Origin of the sequence: Pantoea sp. JZ29 (assembly GCF_035190385.1) — a bacterium.
GTDB classification, from domain to species: Bacteria; Pseudomonadota; Gammaproteobacteria; order Enterobacterales; family Enterobacteriaceae; genus Pantoea; species Pantoea stewartii.
The window spans coordinates 69,063-90,508 of record NZ_CP045242.1; the positions used below are offsets into that span (position 1 = coordinate 69,063).

The 21,446-nt window shown below is 46.5% G+C and carries 16 protein-coding genes and 2 pseudogenes; 12 read left to right on the plus strand and 6 right to left on the minus strand.

The features are described 5' to 3' along the window. The first annotated feature begins 159 nt into the window (after positions 1 to 159). From GC090_RS20210 to GC090_RS20250, 9 genes are all read left to right on the plus strand, one after another. Positions 160 to 1,116, plus strand: coding sequence for an extracellular solute-binding protein (locus GC090_RS20210; protein WP_324021846.1), 957 nt, complete (start codon positions 160 to 162; stop codon positions 1,114 to 1,116). After that, on the plus strand, positions 1,113 to 3,119 hold the full coding sequence (locus GC090_RS20215; protein WP_324021848.1) for an ABC transporter permease: 2,007 nt from the start codon (positions 1,113 to 1,115) through the stop codon (positions 3,117 to 3,119). The genes GC090_RS20210 and GC090_RS20215 overlap by 4 nt, the downstream gene beginning before the upstream one ends. Next, complete coding sequence (locus tag GC090_RS20220) at positions 3,112 to 4,173, plus strand: ABC transporter ATP-binding protein (RefSeq protein ID WP_324021850.1); 1,062 nt, start codon at positions 3,112 to 3,114, stop codon at positions 4,171 to 4,173. The genes GC090_RS20215 and GC090_RS20220 overlap by 8 nt, the downstream gene beginning before the upstream one ends. Beyond that, positions 4,170 to 4,967 (plus strand): inositol monophosphatase family protein, encoded by a 798-nt coding sequence (locus GC090_RS20225; protein WP_324021851.1) that lies wholly within the window; start codon positions 4,170 to 4,172, stop codon positions 4,965 to 4,967. Before GC090_RS20220 ends, GC090_RS20225 begins: the two co-directional genes overlap by 4 nt. A gap of 516 nt (positions 4,968 to 5,483) precedes the next feature. After that, the gene (locus tag GC090_RS20230; protein ID WP_324021853.1) at positions 5,484 to 6,206 is read left to right on the plus strand and encodes a class I SAM-dependent methyltransferase; all 723 of its coding nucleotides are present in this window, start codon (positions 5,484 to 5,486) and stop codon (positions 6,204 to 6,206) included. Next, positions 6,203 to 7,279, plus strand: a complete 1,077-nt coding sequence (locus tag GC090_RS20235) for a hypothetical protein (RefSeq protein WP_324021855.1) — start codon at positions 6,203 to 6,205, stop codon at positions 7,277 to 7,279. The genes GC090_RS20230 and GC090_RS20235 overlap by 4 nt, the downstream gene beginning before the upstream one ends. Before the next feature lies 1 nt (position 7,280). Continuing rightward, on the plus strand, positions 7,281 to 7,808 hold the full coding sequence (locus GC090_RS20240; RefSeq protein ID WP_133745675.1) for an LOG family protein: 528 nt from the start codon (positions 7,281 to 7,283) through the stop codon (positions 7,806 to 7,808). Beyond that, positions 7,805 to 8,680, plus strand: a complete 876-nt coding sequence (locus GC090_RS20245; protein WP_324021857.1) for a DMT family transporter — start codon at positions 7,805 to 7,807, stop codon at positions 8,678 to 8,680. Before GC090_RS20240 ends, GC090_RS20245 begins: the two co-directional genes overlap by 4 nt. Beyond that, on the plus strand, positions 8,677 to 9,264 hold the full coding sequence (locus tag GC090_RS20250; protein ID WP_324021859.1) for a non-canonical purine NTP pyrophosphatase: 588 nt from the start codon (positions 8,677 to 8,679) through the stop codon (positions 9,262 to 9,264). Before GC090_RS20245 ends, GC090_RS20250 begins: the two co-directional genes overlap by 4 nt. A gap of 194 nt (positions 9,265 to 9,458) precedes the next feature. On the opposite strand, the gene GC090_RS20255 is transcribed toward GC090_RS20250, so the two are convergent. The 4 genes from GC090_RS20255 to GC090_RS20270 form a co-directional block, all read right to left on the minus strand. Beyond that, positions 9,459 to 11,111, minus strand: a complete 1,653-nt coding sequence (locus tag GC090_RS20255; RefSeq protein ID WP_324021861.1) for a methyl-accepting chemotaxis protein — start codon at positions 11,109 to 11,111, stop codon at positions 9,459 to 9,461. A 1,220-nt stretch (positions 11,112 to 12,331) separates the two neighbouring features. Further along, on the minus strand, positions 12,332 to 12,883 hold the full coding sequence (locus GC090_RS20260; protein WP_324021863.1) for an alpha/beta fold hydrolase: 552 nt from the start codon (positions 12,881 to 12,883) through the stop codon (positions 12,332 to 12,334). 413 nt (positions 12,884 to 13,296) lie between these two features. Then, the gene (locus GC090_RS20265) at positions 13,297 to 13,629 is read right to left on the minus strand and encodes a DUF6572 domain-containing protein (protein WP_324021865.1); all 333 of its coding nucleotides are present in this window, start codon (positions 13,627 to 13,629) and stop codon (positions 13,297 to 13,299) included. Positions 13,630 to 14,183: 554 nt separating this feature from the next. Next, positions 14,184 to 16,121, minus strand: coding sequence for a methyl-accepting chemotaxis protein (locus GC090_RS20270; protein ID WP_324021866.1), 1,938 nt, complete (start codon positions 16,119 to 16,121; stop codon positions 14,184 to 14,186). Between the two features lie 737 nt (positions 16,122 to 16,858). Between GC090_RS20270 and GC090_RS20275 the strand changes: the two are divergent. Then, positions 16,859 to 17,248, plus strand: a pseudogene (locus GC090_RS20275) (histidine phosphatase family protein); the annotation flags it as partial. Between the two features lie 155 nt (positions 17,249 to 17,403). Here GC090_RS20275 and GC090_RS20280 read toward each other — a convergent pair. Together GC090_RS20280 and GC090_RS20285 are read right to left on the minus strand one after the other, a co-directional pair. Further along, positions 17,404 to 17,814, minus strand: a complete 411-nt coding sequence (locus tag GC090_RS20280; protein ID WP_015701119.1) for an ASCH domain-containing protein — start codon at positions 17,812 to 17,814, stop codon at positions 17,404 to 17,406. Between the two features lie 239 nt (positions 17,815 to 18,053). Next, positions 18,054 to 19,307: an MFS transporter gene (locus GC090_RS20285; protein ID WP_324021868.1), complete on the minus strand. Its 1,254-nt coding sequence runs from the start codon at positions 19,305 to 19,307 to the stop codon at positions 18,054 to 18,056. Between the two features lie 397 nt (positions 19,308 to 19,704). On the opposite strand from GC090_RS20285, the pseudogene GC090_RS20290 reads away from it, so the two are divergent. Both GC090_RS20290 and GC090_RS20295 read left to right on the plus strand, forming a co-directional pair. Next, positions 19,705 to 20,444, plus strand: a pseudogene (locus GC090_RS20290) (SDR family oxidoreductase). A gap of 25 nt (positions 20,445 to 20,469) precedes the next feature. Continuing rightward, on the plus strand, positions 20,470 to 21,153 hold the full coding sequence (locus GC090_RS20295; RefSeq protein ID WP_172913249.1) for an O-methyltransferase: 684 nt from the start codon (positions 20,470 to 20,472) through the stop codon (positions 21,151 to 21,153). The last annotated feature ends 293 nt before the right edge of the window (positions 21,154 to 21,446 follow it).

The window sequence follows — 21,446 nt, forward strand, 5'->3', positions numbered from 1 at the left end:
AAATGGATAATAGAATGGAGAGCCTAATCACGTCCAGCGCTCAATTTTTTAAAAAAATCGATTTTTGTCATATAAAAATCATAAAAGCCCCGTTTAATTGCCCACATTCACGATTTAATTAAACCATTAACTGGATTTAAATGCAGGAGTTTGCCGACAATGAGTAAGGTGTTTTATTCCCTGGTTGCGTTAACCGTCAGCGCGTTATTAATGACGGGCACCGCCAGTTCTTCTGAGTTGGTGATTTACACGGCTCACGGTGAAACGACGACATCACCTGTCCTTGAGATGTTTAAAAAAGTGCATCCGGAAATTAACATCACACTGGTCAGAGGCGGTACTGGCGAAGTGGTCGAAAGGCTGCGCGCCGAAGCAGGCAACCCTTCAGCGGATCTCATGTGGGGAGGCCCCACCCAGATTTATGATGAAAATGCAGCTCTGTTCCAGCCTTATGAGAGCAAAACAGACAGTGCAATGGTCACCACAGATCCACGTCATATCTGGCATCCTTTTACCCTTCTTCTGCAACCCATCATCGTGAGTACGAAGCGTGTCCCTTCAACAGAAATGCCGTCCTCGCAGGCCGATATGGTAACAGGAAAATGGCGAAAACAGGGGACATTGATCATCCCCGATCCGGCCCGTTCGGGAACCGGTTATACCCTGATATCGGCGCTTGCCGGACAGTTTGGTTGGCCGTTTATCAGCAATCTGGTCAAAGGTGCACGGATCGCAGCAGGCTCCGATGATGCCTTCAACGCCGTCCGTGATGGCGAAGCCGCGGCAGGCTGGATAAACGAAGATTTGGGCGCTAAATGGAAAGCCAACGGACTGCCGGTCAGCATTGTTTATCCCACTGATGCGGTGACCGGTCAGATTGATGCACAGGCTGTCGTTCAGGGCGCTCCTCATCCCAATCAGGCCAAACTGTTTATCGACTTTCTCGGACAGAAAGACACGCATGAAAAAGTCAGGGATCTCACGATACGTCGTTCAGCCCGCTCAGATGTCGCACCTCCCGCTGTGCTTCCCGAACTGAGCACGCTCAACATTATCTCGCCACAGGATCCTAAACAGGTTGTCGTTGCACGTTTTCAGGCGGCGTTACCAAAATGAAAGGGCTTCGTGATTCATGGCGCTGGTTCACCGTCCTTATGCTGCTGTTCTGTGGAATAACCATCCTCTGGCCTCAGGCTCGCCTGCTCAGCGCATCATTGCTGAGCGACAGTGGCAAATTTACCCTTGTGAGTCGGGCTGGAGGGCTTGACGCCGTTCCGGAAATGACACGCGACTATACGCTGAAAACGGATAAGGATGGCGTGACGGTGACAAAACGTGGTGATGAACCACTGCGTTTTATCGCCTCTGGCACAGATAAAATAGTGATTCACAGTACATTGCCGCTCAGCGTTACCTCTGCAAGCCGCGGAGAAATGCATTTAGGCGTAGGTAGCGACACTTTACTCCTGACTCAGCAAGCGCCGCGAAGCCTTTTCAGTCAAACAGCGACAAAACCGCTGACGGCTACCTTGCAGCCAAACGGTACAGTCATTCTCGGGCACGCGACGAATGCCTTTATCACAGCAGAAAATCCGACGCTGACCTATACGCTTAGCCATTATTTTGCCTTTTTGGCCACCAGTGAAACGCTGTACGCTACCCTGAACAGCCTGATGATTTCCTTTTTTGCCACGACGCTCGCCGCGTTAATTGGCGTTTCGCTGGCCTATATGATCGCGCGCTTCAGAATTGCAGGCGCCAACGCGCTTGTTTTCATGGTGACAATGGCATCGGTTTCTCCCCCTTTCCTTGGTGCCTATGCCTGGCGGCTTCTGCTAGGACGAAACGGGATTGTGACGACGTTGCTGGACTTGCAGACGTCAATTGTGGGCATTTATGGGGTCATTTGGGTTATTACCTGGCTGGTTTTTCCGGTTATATTTCTGCTCAGTTACAGCGCCTTTCGGCAACTGGATGCGTCCCATATTGAGGCAGCTGAGTCTCTGGGCGCATCCCCCTTACGTGCCCGCTTGACAGTGGAAATTCCGTTAGCCATGCCGGGAATCGTGACAGGGCTCTATCTGGCGATGATGGCGGCCCTGTCAGACTTCGGCACACCGCGCATCATTGGTCTTGATTTGAATGTCTTACCTGTACTGATCTATAACGCGTTTCTGAGTGAAGCGGGAAGAAACCCTGCACTGGCGGCCACGGGTTCAGTGGTTCTGGTCGCTATTTCCAGCCTTTTTCTTATGATGCAGCAGCTCTATCTTTCACGTCGTGGCTATGCTGCCGTTTCATCACGGCGTCCCGAACAACGCGAACTTTCCCGTGCAGGTCACTGCCTGACCCTTATCCTGAGCGGCTGTGTTCTGCTGCTGGCCTTTGTCCCGCACATCACTGTGCTGGTTACCAGCTTTGTTAAATGGCGTGTGGGCCTGCCAACGCTGACTCCCACGTTGGCTAACTATGTAACCATGTGGAAAAACGGGTTGATGCCCGCATGGGTCACGCTGTCACTAGGTCTTTCGGGCACGCTGGTTGCCTTTGCCGGGGGACTGGGCGTGGCTTACGTTCTGGTGCGTAAACGCTACACATTCCTTGCGCCTTCGCTTAGCGATCTTGTCATGTTGCCTTATGTTATTCCTGGAACCGTGCTGGGCATCGGACTGATCCTGATTTTCAATCAGGCACCTCTGCAGTTCACCGGGACGTGGTTTATTCTGGCACTGGCTTACGTCATCCGAAACCTGCCCTTTACCGTTAAAGCGTCTGAAGCCGCACTCCGCCAGGTTCATCCTGCTCTCGACGAAGCCGCCATCAGTTTAGGTGCCAGACCCGCTCGCGTGTTTCTAACCATCACGGCCCCGCTAATGCTGGCCGGGGCACTCACTGGTGCGACGCTGACGTTTTTACATATCGTCACTGAACTGTCTTCGACAATCGTCCTCTATCGTCCGCCCTGGAAGCCCATAACGGCCGTGATATTTGAAAACACGCTGGTCGATGCCGATTTTGGCATTTCTGCAGCCCAGACGATTTTGCTGATGCTGATTATCTATGTGCCACTTTATGCCGTTGTCCGTTACGGGCAGTCGGAGAGGAACAATTATGTCTGACATTCATCACGACGCAGCATCGCGGCGAGGCTGTGAGGTGACTATTCAGTCTGTGTCAAAACGCTATAGCACGCATCTTGTTCTGGATGATGTCTCAATGACGATCCGACCGGGCGAGTTCTTTACGTTGCTGGGCCCGTCAGGCTGCGGTAAAACGACCTTACTTCGTTCAGTGGCAGGCTTTCACGCGATTAACAGCGGTCACATCTTATTTGACGGCGTCGACGTGTCAACACGCGCCCCCTGGGACAGAAATATCGGTTTTGTCTTCCAGAACTACGCGCTGTGGCCCAATAAAACCATTTTCGATAACGTGGCTTACGGACTTAAGTTACGGAAAATCAGCAGGGAAGACATTCAAAAACGGGTTCGCCTTGCACTGGCTCAGGTGCAGCTTCGCCATGTGGAAGAACGCTATCCGGCTGAAATGAGCGGCGGCATGCAACAGCGCATCGCAATGGCCCGCGCACTTGTTATCGATCCGCCACTGTTGTTACTGGATGAGCCGATGTCCAACCTTGACGCAAAACTCCGCATCTCGTTAAGGCAGGAACTGCGCGAATTACAGCAGCGCATCGGTGTGACCGCTATTTATGTCACACACGATCAGGAAGAGGCGTTGGCGCTGTCTGACCGCATTGCCGTAATGAGGGGGGGAAAAGTCGATCAACTCGCCTGCCCGGAAGCGGTCTATTCCCGTCCCGAAACGCGCTTTGTGGCAGACTTTGTCGGTCAGGCCAACTTTATCGACGGCGTGCTGGAAGACCAGGGCTTCAGACCGGATGAAGGTCCTTTTTTAAACATCATCGTTCCGTCACGAAGAGGACGAGCAACCTTTTTCGTGCGCCCCGAAAGCGTTCACTTTTGTGAGCCGGGCACTGGCGCCTGCGACGTGACCGTCACGGATGTACGTTACATTGGCCGCGCATGGGTTCACATCTTGTCATTCAGCCCCAAGCACAGCCTCTCGGCTGAAGCCAGCGCCCCTCTGCCGCGCGGCAAGCGTGTAGGCATTACGTTTGATAACCCACGTTTTATGAAGGAGGAGGCATGACAAAAAATGACCTCGACAGACCTCGCCTTCTTCTGGCGGCGAAGCGCGCAGCCCGGGCAGGCGGTGCTGAGCTGATTAAGCGCTTTGGCAGCCTGGAAGACACCGACATCTGTAAGAAAGGCACCGCAGATTATGCTTCTGCCGCCGATCTGGCTGCAGAAAGCATCATCTTTTCGCGTCTTAACGAAGACGCGCCGGGTTTTGGTTTCCTGGGGGAAGAAACGGGGTTTACCCGCGGCCATCATTCGCAATACTGGGTCGTCGACCCGCTGGATGGCACCAGCAATTTTATCTGGGGTATCCCTTACTTTGCGGTCAGTATTGCGCTCTGCGATGACGAGGGGGAAATACTGGGCGTTGTATACGATCCGCTTCGGGAAGAGTGCTTTACCGCCATCAGAGGTCAAGGTGCCCACCTGGATGGTCTGCCGCTTCCGGATTTGACGGCGAAAACACCGGCTGAAGCACTGTGCTCGGTCTCGCTGCCTGTTCCTGGACAGTTAAAGGTAATTGACCAGACGGTACTTTTTAACGGCCTGGCGCGGCTTATGGCTGAAAGCGCAGGCGTCCGGCGACTGGGTTCGGCGGCGCTCGATCTTGCCTATGTCGCATCAGGCAGACTGGACGCGTTTTTTGAGGACGGGTTGAGTTATTACGATATCGCCGCAGGAAAATTGATTGCCCAGGAAAACGGCATTCAGGTCAGGCAATTTTCTGGCGAAGAAGCCCATGAAGGTTCGGTGATAGCAGCACGTCCTGAACTTTATGACTGGTTCCATCAACGCTTTTCATAACCCCTCTGTGAGCTATATGCATGTATATACGAAATGCGCAAAAGCGAGATGTGTCAGCTCATAGCTTTTTAAACTATTTAGCACCACATACCTCAAGTATGCATATCAGTGGAGTTCGTTTAACTTCTGACCCGATTTTGAACGGTGTCGCATATAACGGACTCAGGTATTCTTTAATGCCTATGTTGTGCCAGAAGCGTACCCCGCTAAAGCGGCCTGTACTAAATTGAGGGGAAGTGCAATAACAATGCCACCACCTTAATTAACTGCTAAAATTAACTTTCGTTTTTTCTTGAGAAATATTCTTCTATAAAAGGAAAGTGATGGCTTATTGGTCAAATTTCAACCAACATAATGCAACATGAAAATTAACATCATGTTAAACCATTTATTATCATACAACTCATTGTTTTATATTTAAAAGAATAAAAATGATGCATATTTTTCTTCACATACTGTTGAATACTGTTTAAGGATGGTTAATATAACTCAGGGTTACTTGACGAGGACACTAGTTTGGATTTCAAAAAGAATGACTTTAATGAAATATATAACCAGCCTACACCTGACATTTATATCTCACAGCTTGGAAGACTGAATTATCGGAATGATGATTTTGTCTATGGTCCGCTTTTAAAGCAAATTGAAATCTATACGAAGCAGCGTGGAGAGTGCAAAATCATTGATGTAGCTTGTAGTTATGGATTCAATGGCAGGATAGCTAAATATAGAGTTCCATACGGTAATTGGGATGAAAAACCATCTCCTTTTGCTAACAATATATGTAATGTGGTCGGTATTGATGTCTCAGACAGGGCCCTGGCATATGCGCTAAAAGAGAATTATATAGATTATCTCATATGCCAGAATCTCGAAGAGGAAGAACTTAAAGAAGAGAATTTTAATCTTCTGTCAAACACGGATCTAATTGTTGCTTCCGGTGCGTTTAGTTATGTTGGTGTTAAAACTTTTTCTAAAATTTACTCCCACCCTGAAAACAAAGCTGATTTTATTGGTTGGCCAACATGTAGCTTCGATAAGAACGAACTATTGTCTTTTCTTGAAAAAGAATTTGATCGCGTAGAAATTCATCCTGAAGTTTTTCCTATGCGAAATTTTGCGTCAAATTATGAACGTGATTCATACTTTGAAAATTTAAAAATTCACAATCCTGAATATATGAATAAGAGTCATAACGCATTGTCCGTTTTTCAAATTAATGCATATGGTAAAAGATGATGAAAAAAACACTGCCCCCTATTGGAATTAGTCATACTACCCATAGTATAGAAGATTTATACCATGAAAAACTCAAAGGGAAAAGTCAGCTTGTATTTCATCCGGCAGCTCAGCCAAATAGTTACCCTCACTTTGGGACAGTTACTTCGTTAATTAGCACTTTCGCACTTGCCAAAAAGCTTAAAGAAAATTGTGGTACAGAGTCCAAGGTTCTTTTTTGGGAGCTTGAGAACGCACCGGGCGATACGTGCGAAATTGATGGTTCTATTTTCTACAGAACGCTGGGTAAATCTCCTTGTAATGACTATGACTCTAAGTCCGAAAAGCATTTGAAAGAATTTCGCAATCTTCTAAAGATTTTTTCTGATATTTCAGGCATTCCATATAACTCTTGGAGTTATAACGATTTCCAGTCTACCCCTGAAGTAAGAGAAATAATTATTAACTTGATTGAGAGGGAGGATGAGTTAGCTACACTTCTCTGCCCTTCAGAAAAGAAATTTAAAGTAAGATTCGCCTGTCCAGTATGCGATTTCGCCGAAAAGACAGGTGGAAAGTATGCAGGTAAAAGTACAGATGGTGGCCGTATTTATGAATGCTCTTGCCCTTTACATGGTAGTTATGAAGGTCTTTTGTCTGTAAACAATACAGATCTTTTCGATATAAACACTCCTGTTAGAGCACTCGCTCGCGAAATTTATTATATATACAAGATGAAAAAGGCTGATGGACAAAACATGATGAGTGATGGTGCTGACTGGGTTCAATACGCCACCCTAAACATGGAGGCGTTAATACGTTATGGTATTCCAGTAGAAGATCACCCGCTCCGTTTTTTTTCGCCTGTAATATTAGATGAGTTTGGCGCAAAATTGGCAAAATCTGCTCAGATAGGTAGTGACCGTTATGCACACCTTCCCAAATATAACGTTGACTCCACCTGTCTTGAGCACACATTTGGAAGTGATATCTACTATCGGCTATGGAAAGAAGTCTCGGGTTGGTTAGAACACCCGCGTAAAGTTTTCAGAAATTACACCGTGAAATATTTCGAGGAATTACTGGGCCACTAATATGAATATATGTGTATTTTGCAGTTCAGGGAATGGTATCAATCCACTTTTGAGTTATGCTGCCTACGAGACAGGTAACCGTCTGGCAAAGCGAGGTGATACAATCATACATGGAGGTTCTCGGAGCGGATTAATGGGAAAGCTTACCGAAGGAGCAGAAGCTGCCGGAGGTAAAGTGATAGGCGTAACGTGTCCACAGGTTCGCCCCTCTGAACCTTTACCAGAAAGTTCACTTGAAATAATAGAAACCGACTCACTTAGCTTGAGAAAAATAGCGATGATAAATATAGCTGATGAGTTTCTCATTCTTCCAGGTGGTTTTGGGACATTAGATGAGACGTGCGAAGTCATCACACAAAAACAGTTAGGACTGATTAAGCAAACTGTAAGCTTTATAAATATCAATAACTATTGGGATAAGTTTTTTGAATTTATTAAAATAGCTGAGCGTGAAGAGATGATCATTACTGAAGGAAGAGATACATTCAGAAAATACGCCTCGCTTGATGAGTACTTCACAAAATCATGATTAATTATCTCCTTAATGGTACACTAATACTGCTATTAGGCCTTTTATGGGCATCTGAATCAGTCCTTGGCAAGTTGCTTTTAACAAATGGGGCAGGTATTTTTGATTTCCCCATAGTTCTGAACTTTGGAACTGTCACCGCTATTCTTATATTGGCATTATTAAAGAGAAATGTGAGGGTTTTGACAGATGTGAACATTAAATCCTGCATTTGGTTGCTTAGTACAGCATTGACTTTAGTATTCTTTCCATACTGCATTCTTTACTTTTCCTTGCAGCAAATGAGTCCTGCCGAAACCTCTCTTATAACAAGCTTAACGCCAGTATTTTCAATGATACTAGGCCTTATGCTCGGACAGATGAGGCTTAGTGCTTTATCTATAGTGGCACTAGCCTCTGGTGTTTTTGGGGCATCTCTATTGATAGTGCCTCAGTTAGATAGTAGCTCTGGCAATGCTTCTTCATTCTATTATGTTATCATGCTTTTAGTACCACTTTCATACGCGGCTAGCGGCTATTTTCTGAAAGCTTCTTTTCGCGCCGGAATAACGTACAACCAACTACTTCTTGCTACAAATCTTGTTTCTGGATGCTTGTTTTTAATTTTAAATGACGGATTCCCCAGCAATATACAGATTAGTAGTACAGGTATTTATTTAACAGGTGTTGTATTTAATATTGCGGCAATAGCACTAATGCTTTTTATATCAGGCCGAAGCACACCGTTTTCATTAAGTTTTTCAAATCACGCAACACTTGTTTTTTCTTTTATTTTCTCTGCTTTATTCTTTAACCAAGGAATGAACTTCGCTATATTCTTATCAGTTATCCTTATAGTTTTTAGCTCCGTCCTAACACAGGTAAAAAAATGATGATTCATTTTATTACAGGCAATTCAGAAAAATTCAAAGATGCACGGCGACATTTTGATTCCTGTGGAATTAACTTAAAACAGACCATCATGTTTGTTCCTGAGATACAGGCTGAACATGCAAATGAAGTTTGCAAAAGAAAAGCGGAGTATGTATCAGGGAGAATTAATCTCCCCTTTTTTGTGGAAGACAGTAGTTTTCATATTCCTGCCCTAAAAGAGTTCCCTGGGGTTTATGTAAAATATGTTTTAGAAACTCTTGGCACGGAAGGCTTACTCAAAGTAATGAGTGGAATAAAGAATCGTGAATGCTATTTCAGAAGTTGCATTTGCTATTACAATGAAAAAAAAGAAAAGCATGAGTTTACGTTTATCAGAGATAATCTTTATCTCACTGAAAAACCATATAGCAGCATACATGGCTGGTCACAGCTTTGGAATATAATCGGCTTAAGCGATTATGGTAAACATTTTAGTGAACTCAATCCATTGCAGGCTTCAGCACTGGAAGATAAGTGGCGAAAAGAAACTCCTTTCACCCAGCTTACTGATTTTATACGAGAGGTTAATCAAGATGACGTATAATCAAAAATATATATAAGCCAATAAATTTACAATTTTCAGTTATCACTTACGTTAGCTGAAGCAAACGTCCGCTTCTCGCTCAAAGCGGACACTGTCTGATGAAGAGCAGAAACTTGTTTCATTAACCCACACTGACGAGACTTACTGCAGGATTTTCACGTCGTACCGCGCCAGTCAGCAGCGCGGCACTCCGCTCAGAAATGCGTCCAGCCTTCGTCCCTGTTCGTTACGCCGGTGCCTGTTTCCGGCGTACTGAATTTCTGCCTTACGGGTTCAGAGGCCGCATTAACAGAAGACGTAATGGCCTGATTACCCAGACTGAATACAGATACGGCCTGAAGAAGCCGTTCGGCCTGATCTTTAAGGCTCGCAGCCGCTGAGGCAGACTCCTCGACCAGCGAGGCATTCTGTTGCGTGGTGCTGTCCATCTCCGTTACCGCAATGCCTACCTGTTCAATACCGCGGGCCTGTTCGGCGCTTGAAGAGGTGATTTCCTCCACGGTGTCAGTCAGCTTTCCGACCGCAGAGAGGATGCCTGACATTGTTTCAGAAGCGTGTACCACCAGTTTGTTACCTTCTTCGACGCTGTGCGCATTTGCCTCAATAAGCTGACGTATTTCACCGGCAGCTGTTGCACTGCGCTGCGCCAGAGACCTGACCTCACTGGCCACCACAGCAAAACCCCGGCCGTGTTCACCTGCCCGCGCAGCCTCAACCGCGGCGTTGAGCGCAAGGATATTCGTCTGGAATGCGATTCCGTCAATCACGGCGGTAATCTCGGCAATACGGCCGGAGCTTTCGCTGATGGTCTTCATGGTCCCGGTAATGGCACCTGTGGCATCGCTGCCTTTATTCGCCACATCGCGAACCCCCACTGCCAGCTGACCTGCCTGCCGTGCGTTTTCCGCATTGTTCCTGACGGTCATACCCAGCTGCGTCATGGTTGCCGCTGTCTGCTCCAGCGCACTGGCCTGCTCTTCAGTTCGTTGTGAGAGGTCAGCGTTCCCCTGCGCAATCTGGTTGCTGGCCGATGCAACACTTTCCGCATTGCTTCTTACCTGGCTGACGGTATTAATCAGGGAATCCTGCATGTCACGAATGGCTGACAGCAGTACCCCTGTCTCATCTTTATGACCAGCATGCACCGCGCCACTCAGGTCACCCAGGGCTACGCGGCGTGCAGCCTGAACAGCCTCCGTAAGCGGCCGTGTGATACTCCGGGTAATGAACAGTGCGGATATGGCGGCGAGCAGTACTGCAACAATACCTGCGGTAATAAGTATCATCAGTGCTGACGAACGGTCTGCGCGCGCCTGTGCAGCAGCGCTAATCATCCGCGCTTCCTGATGGTCCTGCAGTTGTTTCAGGGAAGCCATGAATTCCCCCTGGCTCTGATAGCGCGGACCAAAAAGCAGCTGCGTGGCTTCGTCGTTCTTGCCGTTTTTCGCGAGGGCCACAACTTCATCAAGGAAAGGTAAAAAGAGGTCTGCCCGGTCCGTGAGATGCTTAAAGATTTCCAGCCCTGTGGGTGAGTTCACCTTTTTCCGGAGCAGTCCGAGCAGGCCGTCAAGCTCATGCCTTTCGCTGCGGTAGTCACTGATGGCTTTCTCTCTCTGAGACTCGTCTTTGAGGAGAATTGCATTGCGTGCAAGACGGCTCATGTCTGATGTGAGATAGCGCAGAGACTGGGAGGCGGAGGATTTGCTGTAAAGGCTGCCTGAAATTTCATCGTTCGCACTGCCGAGCGAGTTAATTTTAAGGACGCCAATCAGCACCATGATAATCACAAGCAATGCCATAAAGCCGAAGGCCGCACTGAGTCTTATACCTATTTTTATATTATTCATAAAGGTTCCCTGATGTCGGGTATCAGCACTGATGTATGGAGACGTCAGTGCTGATACAGAAGCTCTCCTGCGCTGCAGAAGGACGATGTAGCACATTTCCGCTTTTTTTTATGACGGAATTATTACTATCGGCAGCGATTAAAGAATGTTCACTCTGACTGTACCAGACCTGAAAGACGGGGAAAGTGCACGGCTGTTTCTGAGCCACCGTTAAACCGGGACGGACCAGCGAAAGAGTAAAACATATAATACTGCTTTCATCCTTAGGGGCAGAAATTAAGTCTGCCGTACCCACAATTTACTCATTGTAGACTTGCCTGATGATTTCTTCCGTTTTGTGCCAGAAGCAAAAAAAAGGCTGGCAGTCCGGAAGAGCTGCCAGCCGCAATTGACCATTACAAATTTATTATTAACTTTGAGTTATTTTCTCACTGAATGTTATCGTCCCGATTGTAAGCATCTTTAGCAATTTTTTCAGTGTTAAGCGTCAGCAGAAAGCTGCCAGGCCCATGGCCCCGGAAAACACTTTCTTTAGGGCGAAAGCACCGTAAAGCCCTCTCAACGCGGTTAAAAGTGATACATGAAACAACTGCAGCTGAGGGCCTGCAAGTCTCTTCAGGGGAAGGTCACGTAAGACAGGATTTATACAACTGTAACCGGCTACGCCGGGCGGAGGGTGCCGTTCAGCCTCTGGGCCATCTTTTACGTCACTGGCGCCTTAATATCGTTGAAGTGGCATAGTTTACAGGGGCACAGAGGTTTACTCAGAGTAAATGTCCGTTTTGTGCCAGAAGCGGACTTTCCTTGAACCTCTCTTCATGAATCAAAAGCAGAACCAGTCGGTACATCGCATAATGTCCGCCGGAAAGCTCAAAATCCGGCAGTTTACCTTCAGCAAGCCCCAGGGGACGCAGGCATGCTGACAACCTAAACCTCTGAATTCAGTCTGTAAGATTGTTAAGTACCGAGCGTGCAAATGTTTCTGGTCGTTCAATCATCATAAGGTGGCCAGTATCAGGTATGACGGTGTACGTAGCGGCGCGCTCTTTAAGCCAGGAGGGAACATGCCAGCCACTTTGTGAATTTTCGCCTGATATAAGATGAACCGGCATTAAAGACGACAGAATATGACGCAGTCCTTCCAGGTAACTGGCTTCAGCTGTTGCAGCAACCACCGCTCTCGCCTGTGTCCGTAGGGTGGAAACGGTCTGGTTATCCAGCTAGTCCGTGGCAGTCTTAATGGCAAAATCCGTGGGTACCACGCCCGCACCTTCGACCCAAGCGGCAACGTCTGCGCAAAAAGCACTGACCTCTGCCTGTATTTCTTCCAGGCTCTGCCTTGATATTTTCTGGGACCAGAACGCACCACTCAGCGTAAGATTACCCTCTATAAGTGTGAGAGAGCGGACTTTTTCAGGATAACGTTTAGCCATTAGTACCGCTACTGCCCCACCAACTGAATGACCTGCCAGATGAACTGATCCGCATTTACGTGCGTTAACAAAGTCGGCAAGGTGATCGGCCTGGTCGCTCAGTGTCCATCCTTTGTTACCTTTATTCAGGCACTGACCATATCCGATAAGATCAGGAGTATAGACACGTTGCTCGCCGAAAGGAGCAAGTATCCCGGGAGAACTGAGTGAACCAAAAAGACCATGTACGAGCAGAACCGGAGCCCTCATTTCAAACCTCACTGTAAGCGTTGAGCCATGACGATTTGGCGGAGGAATGGCTGGCGTCACTGTTTTCAATCCAGCCATGGTTATAAACACAATAATATCTGACGGGCTTTGCGCCGGTTACACGGAAATGGTTTTACCGCCCAAAATAATTCCACAGAAAGGCCGGCGCCGATAATCAGTTCACTCATTACCGAGGTATTCTGAGACAATTACTCTGATAATACGCTGCTGAATGAATCTGCTGCGACCTTATGCCCGGCTCTTTTTGTGGTGACCCGGCCGTTTTCACTCGAGCGCAATGAGTAGCGACTCTTCACTCAGAAAGCCAGGAGAAGGGTCCGCTCTTCGCTCATAGCGGACCTCCAGCTCAGTCAGCATGTCCGCTCTGTGCCAGGAGCGGACGTTGCTTGCATCATGGTATGTTAGTTTACTGGGAGCAGGTCACTCATCCATTCAATAAAAATCGACAGCACCCATATTAATAAAACCCACTTATGAAAAAATCAACCAACATGGTGAGTGATCAGATCAACATTGTACTCTTTTAATGCTGCCTGAAATTTAGATAAAAAATCATCAATTTCTTTGGGGGGTAAAAACTTAAAAAAAACCTGAATACAGAATTTACTTTTCCCACATGCAGCGGGGAATAACTCTATCATTTGCCCACTAAGAATGAAGTTTAAATAAGCATTTATTTTATCTTGAAGCAAAAGTAAATGCTCATTAACATCATCCCTCCACGATAAATGATCTGTAATACCCAAAAGTACAAGCTCATCATCTTCATTCGATGTGTTGATAAAGTCGATCTTATTTATTTCTTCAATTGACATAGCTACTCCCGTTTAATTTCTGGCCTAATAATTATCACCTGAGTTGGCGGGATTTTAGTGCCTCCCTCAAAGTCGGGTTGACCTGTTCCCTGCAAATGAGTATACGGCCTCATTAGCAAACTCTTCCTCCACACTATCGGATAACCGCGAGCGTCCGCTCATCGCTCAAAGCGGACCTTCATCTCAGTCAGCCTGTCCGCTTTGTGCCAGAAGCGGACATTCATAATGTTATGTTAATGAACACGGAGCAGGTCAAAACGGACTGGCAAAAAGTGAGCAATTCGAGCATGGATACCATCTGCAACAGAAACAACCTGGCCGAACTGAGGTTATTATGAGCGTAGCTCTTACAGGCAACCGGGTGATTAATGTAATATGTTCCCACAGGCATTCAATTAGCCCGCCTGACCTTTAACTGCAGCAGTGTACCTTGTAAATTTGCCATGGACCTAAATGAGTTAAGCCATCCTCAGAGATGGCTTATCGAATACAGATGTAATTTTTGTAAAAGTATGGCCATGTTTAACGGCACACAACTAATGCGTTTTAACCACTTATACAGCGTTTGTGCGGAATACGCTGACAGCCTCTCTCAGGCTTGCGGCCCGGTTTGCAAGTTCATCAGCAGATGATGCAGACTCTTCAACCAGCACGGCGTTCTGCTGCGTAACCTGATCCATCTGTGACACCGCAATATTTATCTGTGATATGCCCGCACTCTGTTCTTCAGAAGAAGATGAAATCTCTTTAACTAATTGCGATGTCTGCTCAATAGCTTCCACGCTTTGCTTAACTTTGTCACCGGCATCCCGGGCCATCGAAATTCCCTGTTCGGCATGCTCAACTGACTGCTCAATGAGCCCTTTGATTTCCTTCGCCGCTCCAGCCGATCGCTGTGCCAGCGCCCTGACTTCAGATGCAACAACAGCAAAGCCTTTACCGTGTTCACCTGCCCGGGCAGCTTCGACGGCTGCGTTTAAAGCAAGAATATTCGTCTGAAATGCTATCCCGTCAATAACAGAGATGATTTCTTTTATCTGACCCGCACTGTTGCTTATTTTTTCCATTGAATCCAGCACTGACTCCATCGCCTCACCGCCTCTCAGGGCCGCACTGGTCGCGGAGCTGGCCATTTCAGCAGCATGACGCGTGTTATCTGCATTATTGCCAATGATTGACGATAACTGCTCCATGCTGGCCGCGGTTTCAGCCAGAGAGGCTGCCTGTTCTTCCGTTCGCGCAGACAGATCACCATTTCCACGGGCAATTTCTTCTGATGACGTAGCAATAGTGACAGCGTTGCTTTTAATGTTTTCAACCGTAAGCGTAAGACGCTGACTCATTTGCAGTAATGCCCTGAGCAGTCCGGCAGTTTCATTACGCCCCGTTACCGTAAATGTTGACGTAAGGTCCCCTCCTGCGACTTCAAGCGCCAGCTTTGATGCTGCACTGATAGGTCTGGTAACGGAGCGAATGATAACCAGAGCGAAAATTACTGCCAGCAGGACGATAAAAACAAGAACGGTCAGTAGCGCATATTGTTCATACCGGTGTTCCTTAATCTGCCCATTCAGCATTTCATTCAGTTCATTACCCCCGGCAATGGCGTAGTCGCTGAATTTATTAATAGCGTGCGTAAAGAGCGCTGCATAGTCCTTCGGGTTTTGATTGGTCATGCTGCGATTGATAAAAATCGCCTCAGCGGTTTTGAGAGCACTGTTTGCCTCCTGAACGGCTGCATCTGCATCTGCACTGAACTTTTGCTTAAGTGTGTTATCAGATAAAAACAGTTTTTCAGAATCCTGAACAAATAAATTCAGGTTATACGAACCATTACTGATTAAAGACTCCATACGGACAGAGTCTGCTTCGCTTATGCTTTCATTTCGTGCAAGAAGTGAGGTGCCGAATGCACGTATTTTTCCAAGACTTTCGGTCAGCTCAGGCAGTGATGAAAAATTACTCATAATTAAACGGTACGTGTTGATATCTGAATCGAGTGAAAGCCCGTAAAAATCCAGCACATCACGGTTCGCGTTCAAAAGTGTGCGGATGAGGAGGGCATGCGCATCAAGACTGGCTGTCAGACTCAGTTGTGAAGAATCGATTCTTTGCTGTAGCTGGCTCCACTGTGTATGCACATCATTGATTTTGCTGATGATGGCTGCGCTGCCTTCTGTTCTGGCCATATCTCTGGTAATAACATTAGTGATGTTTTCAATTTCATCTCTGACCTGAACGCGGGACGGTGTTGCGGGATTTTTGGTTGCAATGGCAATGGCGGTTTCTGCACGATGGCGCTGTATCAAATTTAGCAGGGCTAAAATCTTATTTTCTACAGGTACACCCGTTACCTCCCTTTGCTTGTCCTGAATGTATTTATTGCCTTCGGACACAAAAAGCATGGTAGGAACTGAGAACAGAACAAGGGAAAACAGTCCCAGAATGGCAAATTTGGCGGTAAGACTTATATTGTTAAGAATCTTGTTCATTTATGATTCCTGGTGAATTAATTCGTTATGGTGACAATTACAAAAGATACATTTGTACTTCACCTTAATCCTGTTATCGGTTATTCACCCATTAACTTTATACAGCATGTTTGATTTACTGCTTTACGGAATAAACTTTTAGTAACGTTAAACAAATTGCTTAAGCTAAATAATCATTATTTCACGGGATTAAGTTCTGAAAGCATCTCAATCAGGCTTTGCTGAATTTTCGTCTGATTAGCTTCACTAAGGCTTCGGATGGGTCGGCTGAAACAAATACGGGTCGCGCACTGTATTATCAGTATGTCGCCGAAAGACATTTTCTCAGGAATGTAAGGTAAAGCCAGAGCTACCAGGCCAAAACTATTTGTCCTGGCAGGCGCTCTGAGCGCTGAGATTACGGCAGGTAAGGTATAACTCATATATCAGCGCTGTTTCTCTCACCTGACCTCGTATCGTTCGAATCATAAAATGCTACTCTGTGTAGCGCCGGACGGGGCGTTACATCTTTCCGATGGGAAGTTGTTCTGCACCCGCTCCGTTCGGTACAATTCCGGTGAGGACGGATTTTCAAGATTATAATTTTAGCCAGCAATGTTTCTGTTCTTGATTTTTTAAGAATTCACTGAGGCGAGGTTAAATCGCAGAATATCATTACTGACATTAAAACAATGATCGCTTAATCCGTGCCTGCTTTACTTTATTTTTGATTTAATAAACTTTTCCAGAAGTGCAAGGTAGCTGAAACTGCTCTTAAAGAACAGGCATTTGGTCAGTTTGAAGGCATGTCAACGGCACAGCTCATTCAACACCATCCGAAAGATGCAAATGCGTTATTCAAATTTGATGCAGATTATTGTCCGCCAGAGGGAGAGTCATTAGCACAGGCAACTCAACGAGTAATAAGTTTCTTACAAGATCTGCAAGGCACCAAAGAACATCTGTGCGTGTGTATCGTGACGCATGGGCATGTCAGTCAGGGAGTGCTGGCAATACTTAAAGAAGGGACTATCGATAACTTTACCCGGTACGCTCACCCCAATGCGAGTTACTCCGTTTTCGATTTTTTGGATGGAAAATGCATGGCGCTCAGATGGGGAATTGCCACACATCTACTTGAACATTAGGTTTCTAGCGGTCATTTGAGTTAGGCGATATTACCTTAAACACGATGTCCGCTTCTCGCTCATAGCGGACCTTCAGCGCCGTCCGTCCGCCTTCTGCCAGAAGCGGACATTGTAATAAATGATAAGGTTTGAAACGCCAGAGTATTTATTGAATCTTACAGCGACTCAACCACCTCAAATTCTTCTGTGATTAGTTCCATATCGTCAGAAAAATGTCCTACACTCGAGAAAAACCTCTTATGCTCTTGCTGCCAGTATTCAAGACTTAAATCGCCTTCACCTTCTTTGCGGGCAAACTCCTCAGTAACATCACAATAACGAACCAGTTTCATTGAAACCAGTCTGGTCACGCAGACCGGGACGTTCTCTCCATCAAGGATGATGTTATAGCTACCAATTTTCGGGGCAGGCTCTTCCTGCTGGTAAGAGATAAGAGAGCAGCAGGAGGCCGTTTTGATCCCTTTTTTAATCAGGTCAGCCAGATTGCTTGCCAGCTCTGGGCTGTCACCAAACTGCCAGGCAACTGCTCCTGGATACTTTGCTTTTAATACCTCAACTGTAGCCATTAACAGCCCTTTTATCGTCTATGAAAAATGTCATAAAGAGTTTTAACATATACTTTCCGGGCATTTAAAGAGATGCTATCACTCGGGTGCAGGGGCTCTCATCTGGCTCATAGCTGAAACCGGTCTGTTCGTAAGTCCGCTCAGTGCCAGAAGAGGACGTTAAATCATTCAACACTCAGCCCTCCTATCGTAAGGTATCAACCTATGTCTCAAGCTTAACTATTTGGGGGTTATGATAATCATGATGAAGAATCCATTTCCTTGTGCGGCTTTGCGAGTGAGGAGTTATCGAGTTGCCGTAGCGAAGGGACCAGACAGGCTCCTAATGCTATTAGGATCACTACCATTGCTGAAACCAGAAGCACATTGCTCGTACCATAATGTAATGCCAGAGGTCCTGCGGCGAGTTCACCGAAAGGAATGGCGACGAATGAACCTATAGCATCGTAGGCGTAAACACGAGCCAGTTTGTCCTGAGGAATATGAATTTGTAATGCATGAGCCCAAGATACATCGAACAAACCCAGCACCACACCAGCAACAAAAAATGCGGCAACGAGAAATATTTTAGAAACGGATTGGCTAAGCATTAACATTGGCGCTGCGCAAAAGGCAACCAGCATTACACTAATAAAGAGATCTCTGCGTGGCCGCCATTTTAGAGAGAGGTATGAACCTGCAACAAGACCAACACTCTGTGCAGCAATAATGCCGCCCCAATGTGCTCGGCCAAAAGAAGCATCAGCAATGACAGGACCCAGTACCATAACTACGCCACTAAATGCTGCATTGATAATGGTGAACTGGACAACTGTTATCCACACCCATGATCTGCTTATGAATTCTTTCCAACCTTCTTTTAAGTCTTGAAAAACATTCGTTGCCGATGAGCATACCAAGGTTGATGAAGTGCGAATTAAAAAATAAAGCGGCGCTGAGGCTGTGAAGCCTAATGCATCAACTGCCAGTCCCCATCCTGGTCCAACAGAACTGATAAGGACCCCGCCCAAGGAAGCGCCGATAATCATACCGCTATTAATACCGAGTTGAATTAATGCATTGGCTCCACGCAAATTCTGAGCAGGGACAGTCAGGGGGACCAGCGTAGAGGAAGCAGGTAATGCAATCCCGGATCCTGCGCCATTCAAGGCTCCAAGTAATGCCATGCTCATCACCGTTGCTGAACCATCCAGTACAGACCATGCAATAACAGTTTGTGACACCGCTGCAATAAGTGATGAGGAAATCAGTATCCGATTTCGAGAGTATCTGTCCGCGAGTATGCCACCAATCATTAAAAATATAACGTTCAAAATGGAGCGCGATGCTACTACGATACCTAAATCCGAGACACTCCCACCAATGTCAAGTACAGCAAAAGCCAGAGCAATCGGGGCAATACCATTACCTACAACAGTAAGAAAGCGAGCAAAAAACAAATAGCGAAAGGAACTATAGTGGAAAGCACCAACTCTTTTATGTAACCAATTCATCGCAGGAATAGCTTAATCCAGAGGGAGAGAAATATAGAATACCGGAGTTAATTGAGTCTTCAACATTTGCGCTGAAAATTCAGAGAGAAAGAGAACTGGAAGACAATCTGAGTTATTTATTCGTTTTGTTTTTCCCCCTATTCGCGAACGTCCTGCCTTGGCATTCCTGGGCTGGATATCACTAGGCGCCATTTCGCACAGAATGCTTTCTCAACGCTTCAAAAGCGGATCATAAGTCCGCTTTTCGCTCATAGCTTCAGCTCAGTCAGCCTGACCGCTCTGTGCCAGAAGCGGACCTTCAGGCAACAATGTCATCGTTGCATAATGAAACAGATGATGAATAGTATTTTTTTACGTAAGTTAAATGCTGATTCCAGAGACAAATAAGGCTGTAAGCTTGGGCAGATTTAAGGGTAAACGGATACTAATTACTGGAGGCACGAGTGGCATGGGGCTGGCAGGCGCTCAGCGTATTGTCACGGAACGTGGCCATGTAGCCATAACCGGTCTTAATGAAGAAAGACTGGAGCGTGCACGCAGTCTGCTTCCTGCAGCTTCGCTTATTCTGAAAAGCGATGCTGCAAGCGAAGCTGATATACATGGGCTTGGTGAGGCTATTAACGACTGGGGTTCACTTGATATATTATGGCTAAATGGCGGTTATGCTGAAGTAGGCTCCCCGGAATCTGTAACGGCAGATTCTTTTAATCGTATGATGAACGTTAATGTGCGAGGCCCAATGCTACAGCAGGCAGCCCTGTCCGAATCGCTCAATTCAGGCGCGTCCATTTTGGTAACTTCTTCCTCCTCTGTCTATGAAGGTGCGGCGATGACAAGTCTGTATGCAGCGACGAAAGGTGCCATTATCGCTATGGTCAAAAGCTGGGCATCAGCGCTGGCTGAACGCGGTATCCGCGCTAACACATTGGTGCCGGGTCCGATTGAAACCAACTTCAGGCACTTTATGCCAGAAGAGTCACGTCAGCAGTTTGAAGATTTTGTGGTAAGCCAGGTTCTTTAGGCCGAGCCGGAACAGCAGAAGAGGCCGCTGCAGTTGCACTTTTCCTGCTGTCCGATGACGCATCCTATGTTACCGGCAGCCAGTATGCTGTAGATGGTGGGCTGGTTCATTACTGAAGTTTTTTGAGGAGAGTAAATTCATATGCGCATTCCGGATTATCCTTCACAAGATTCCGATAAATGGGCTCAGGTAGATGCCTGGTTTTCTGAAAAGCTAGCCCCTGAAGATTCAGATTTAAAATACGCTCTCGCTAATAACTCAGCTCAAGGTTTGCCGACACATGACGTATCCTCTTTGCAGGGAAAAATGCTGGCTATTTTCATGCAAATGTCACGTGCCGTTCGTGTTCTTGAAATAGGCACACTTGGGGGGTATAGCACCATATGGATGGCCAAAGCTCTTCCACCCCATGGAAGCATAACGACAATTGAATTCAACGAGCATCATGCAGAAGTGGCCAGTCAGAACATCAATAAAGCGGGGCTGGCTGAGCGCGTCACGTTGCACAGGGGAGCTGCGCTTGAGGTCTTACCCACGCTTGATGCGCCTTTTGACCTGATTTTTATCGATGCCGATAAAGTGAATAACCCCCACTACCTTGAATGGGCTATCAGATTGTCGAAACCAGGCACTGTTATCGTAGCAGATAACACCGTGCGCGGTGGCAATGTCATCGAATCTGGTAGTGAAGATCCGAACGTTATAGGCCTGCGAAAATTTGTAGAAATGATCTCTGAGGATGAGCGCCTTGAAGCGACGGCAGTTCAGACTGTTGGTGAAAAGGGATGGGATGGTTTCGTTCTAGCTATCGTTAAAACCCAATGATGCTATTTATCATTCAGGAAAACGCACTTATCTCCAGTGTTTATTCACAATTTCTGAATGATAAACACAAAACATTCAATTCCTCACAAAGCGAACATTGTTTATTGCACATGTCCGCTTTGTGCCAGAAGCGGACGTCGCCAAAACCAGTCTGCATTTACCATAGAGGTTAGGCAGGGTAATACTGCTAAATTTTTACGAGTTCCTCATGAATATCGGTTACTTATGAGTGTTGCTATTCAGAAACATGACAGGGATAAGTTTTCTGATCATAAAAAAGCCGCCAGATATTC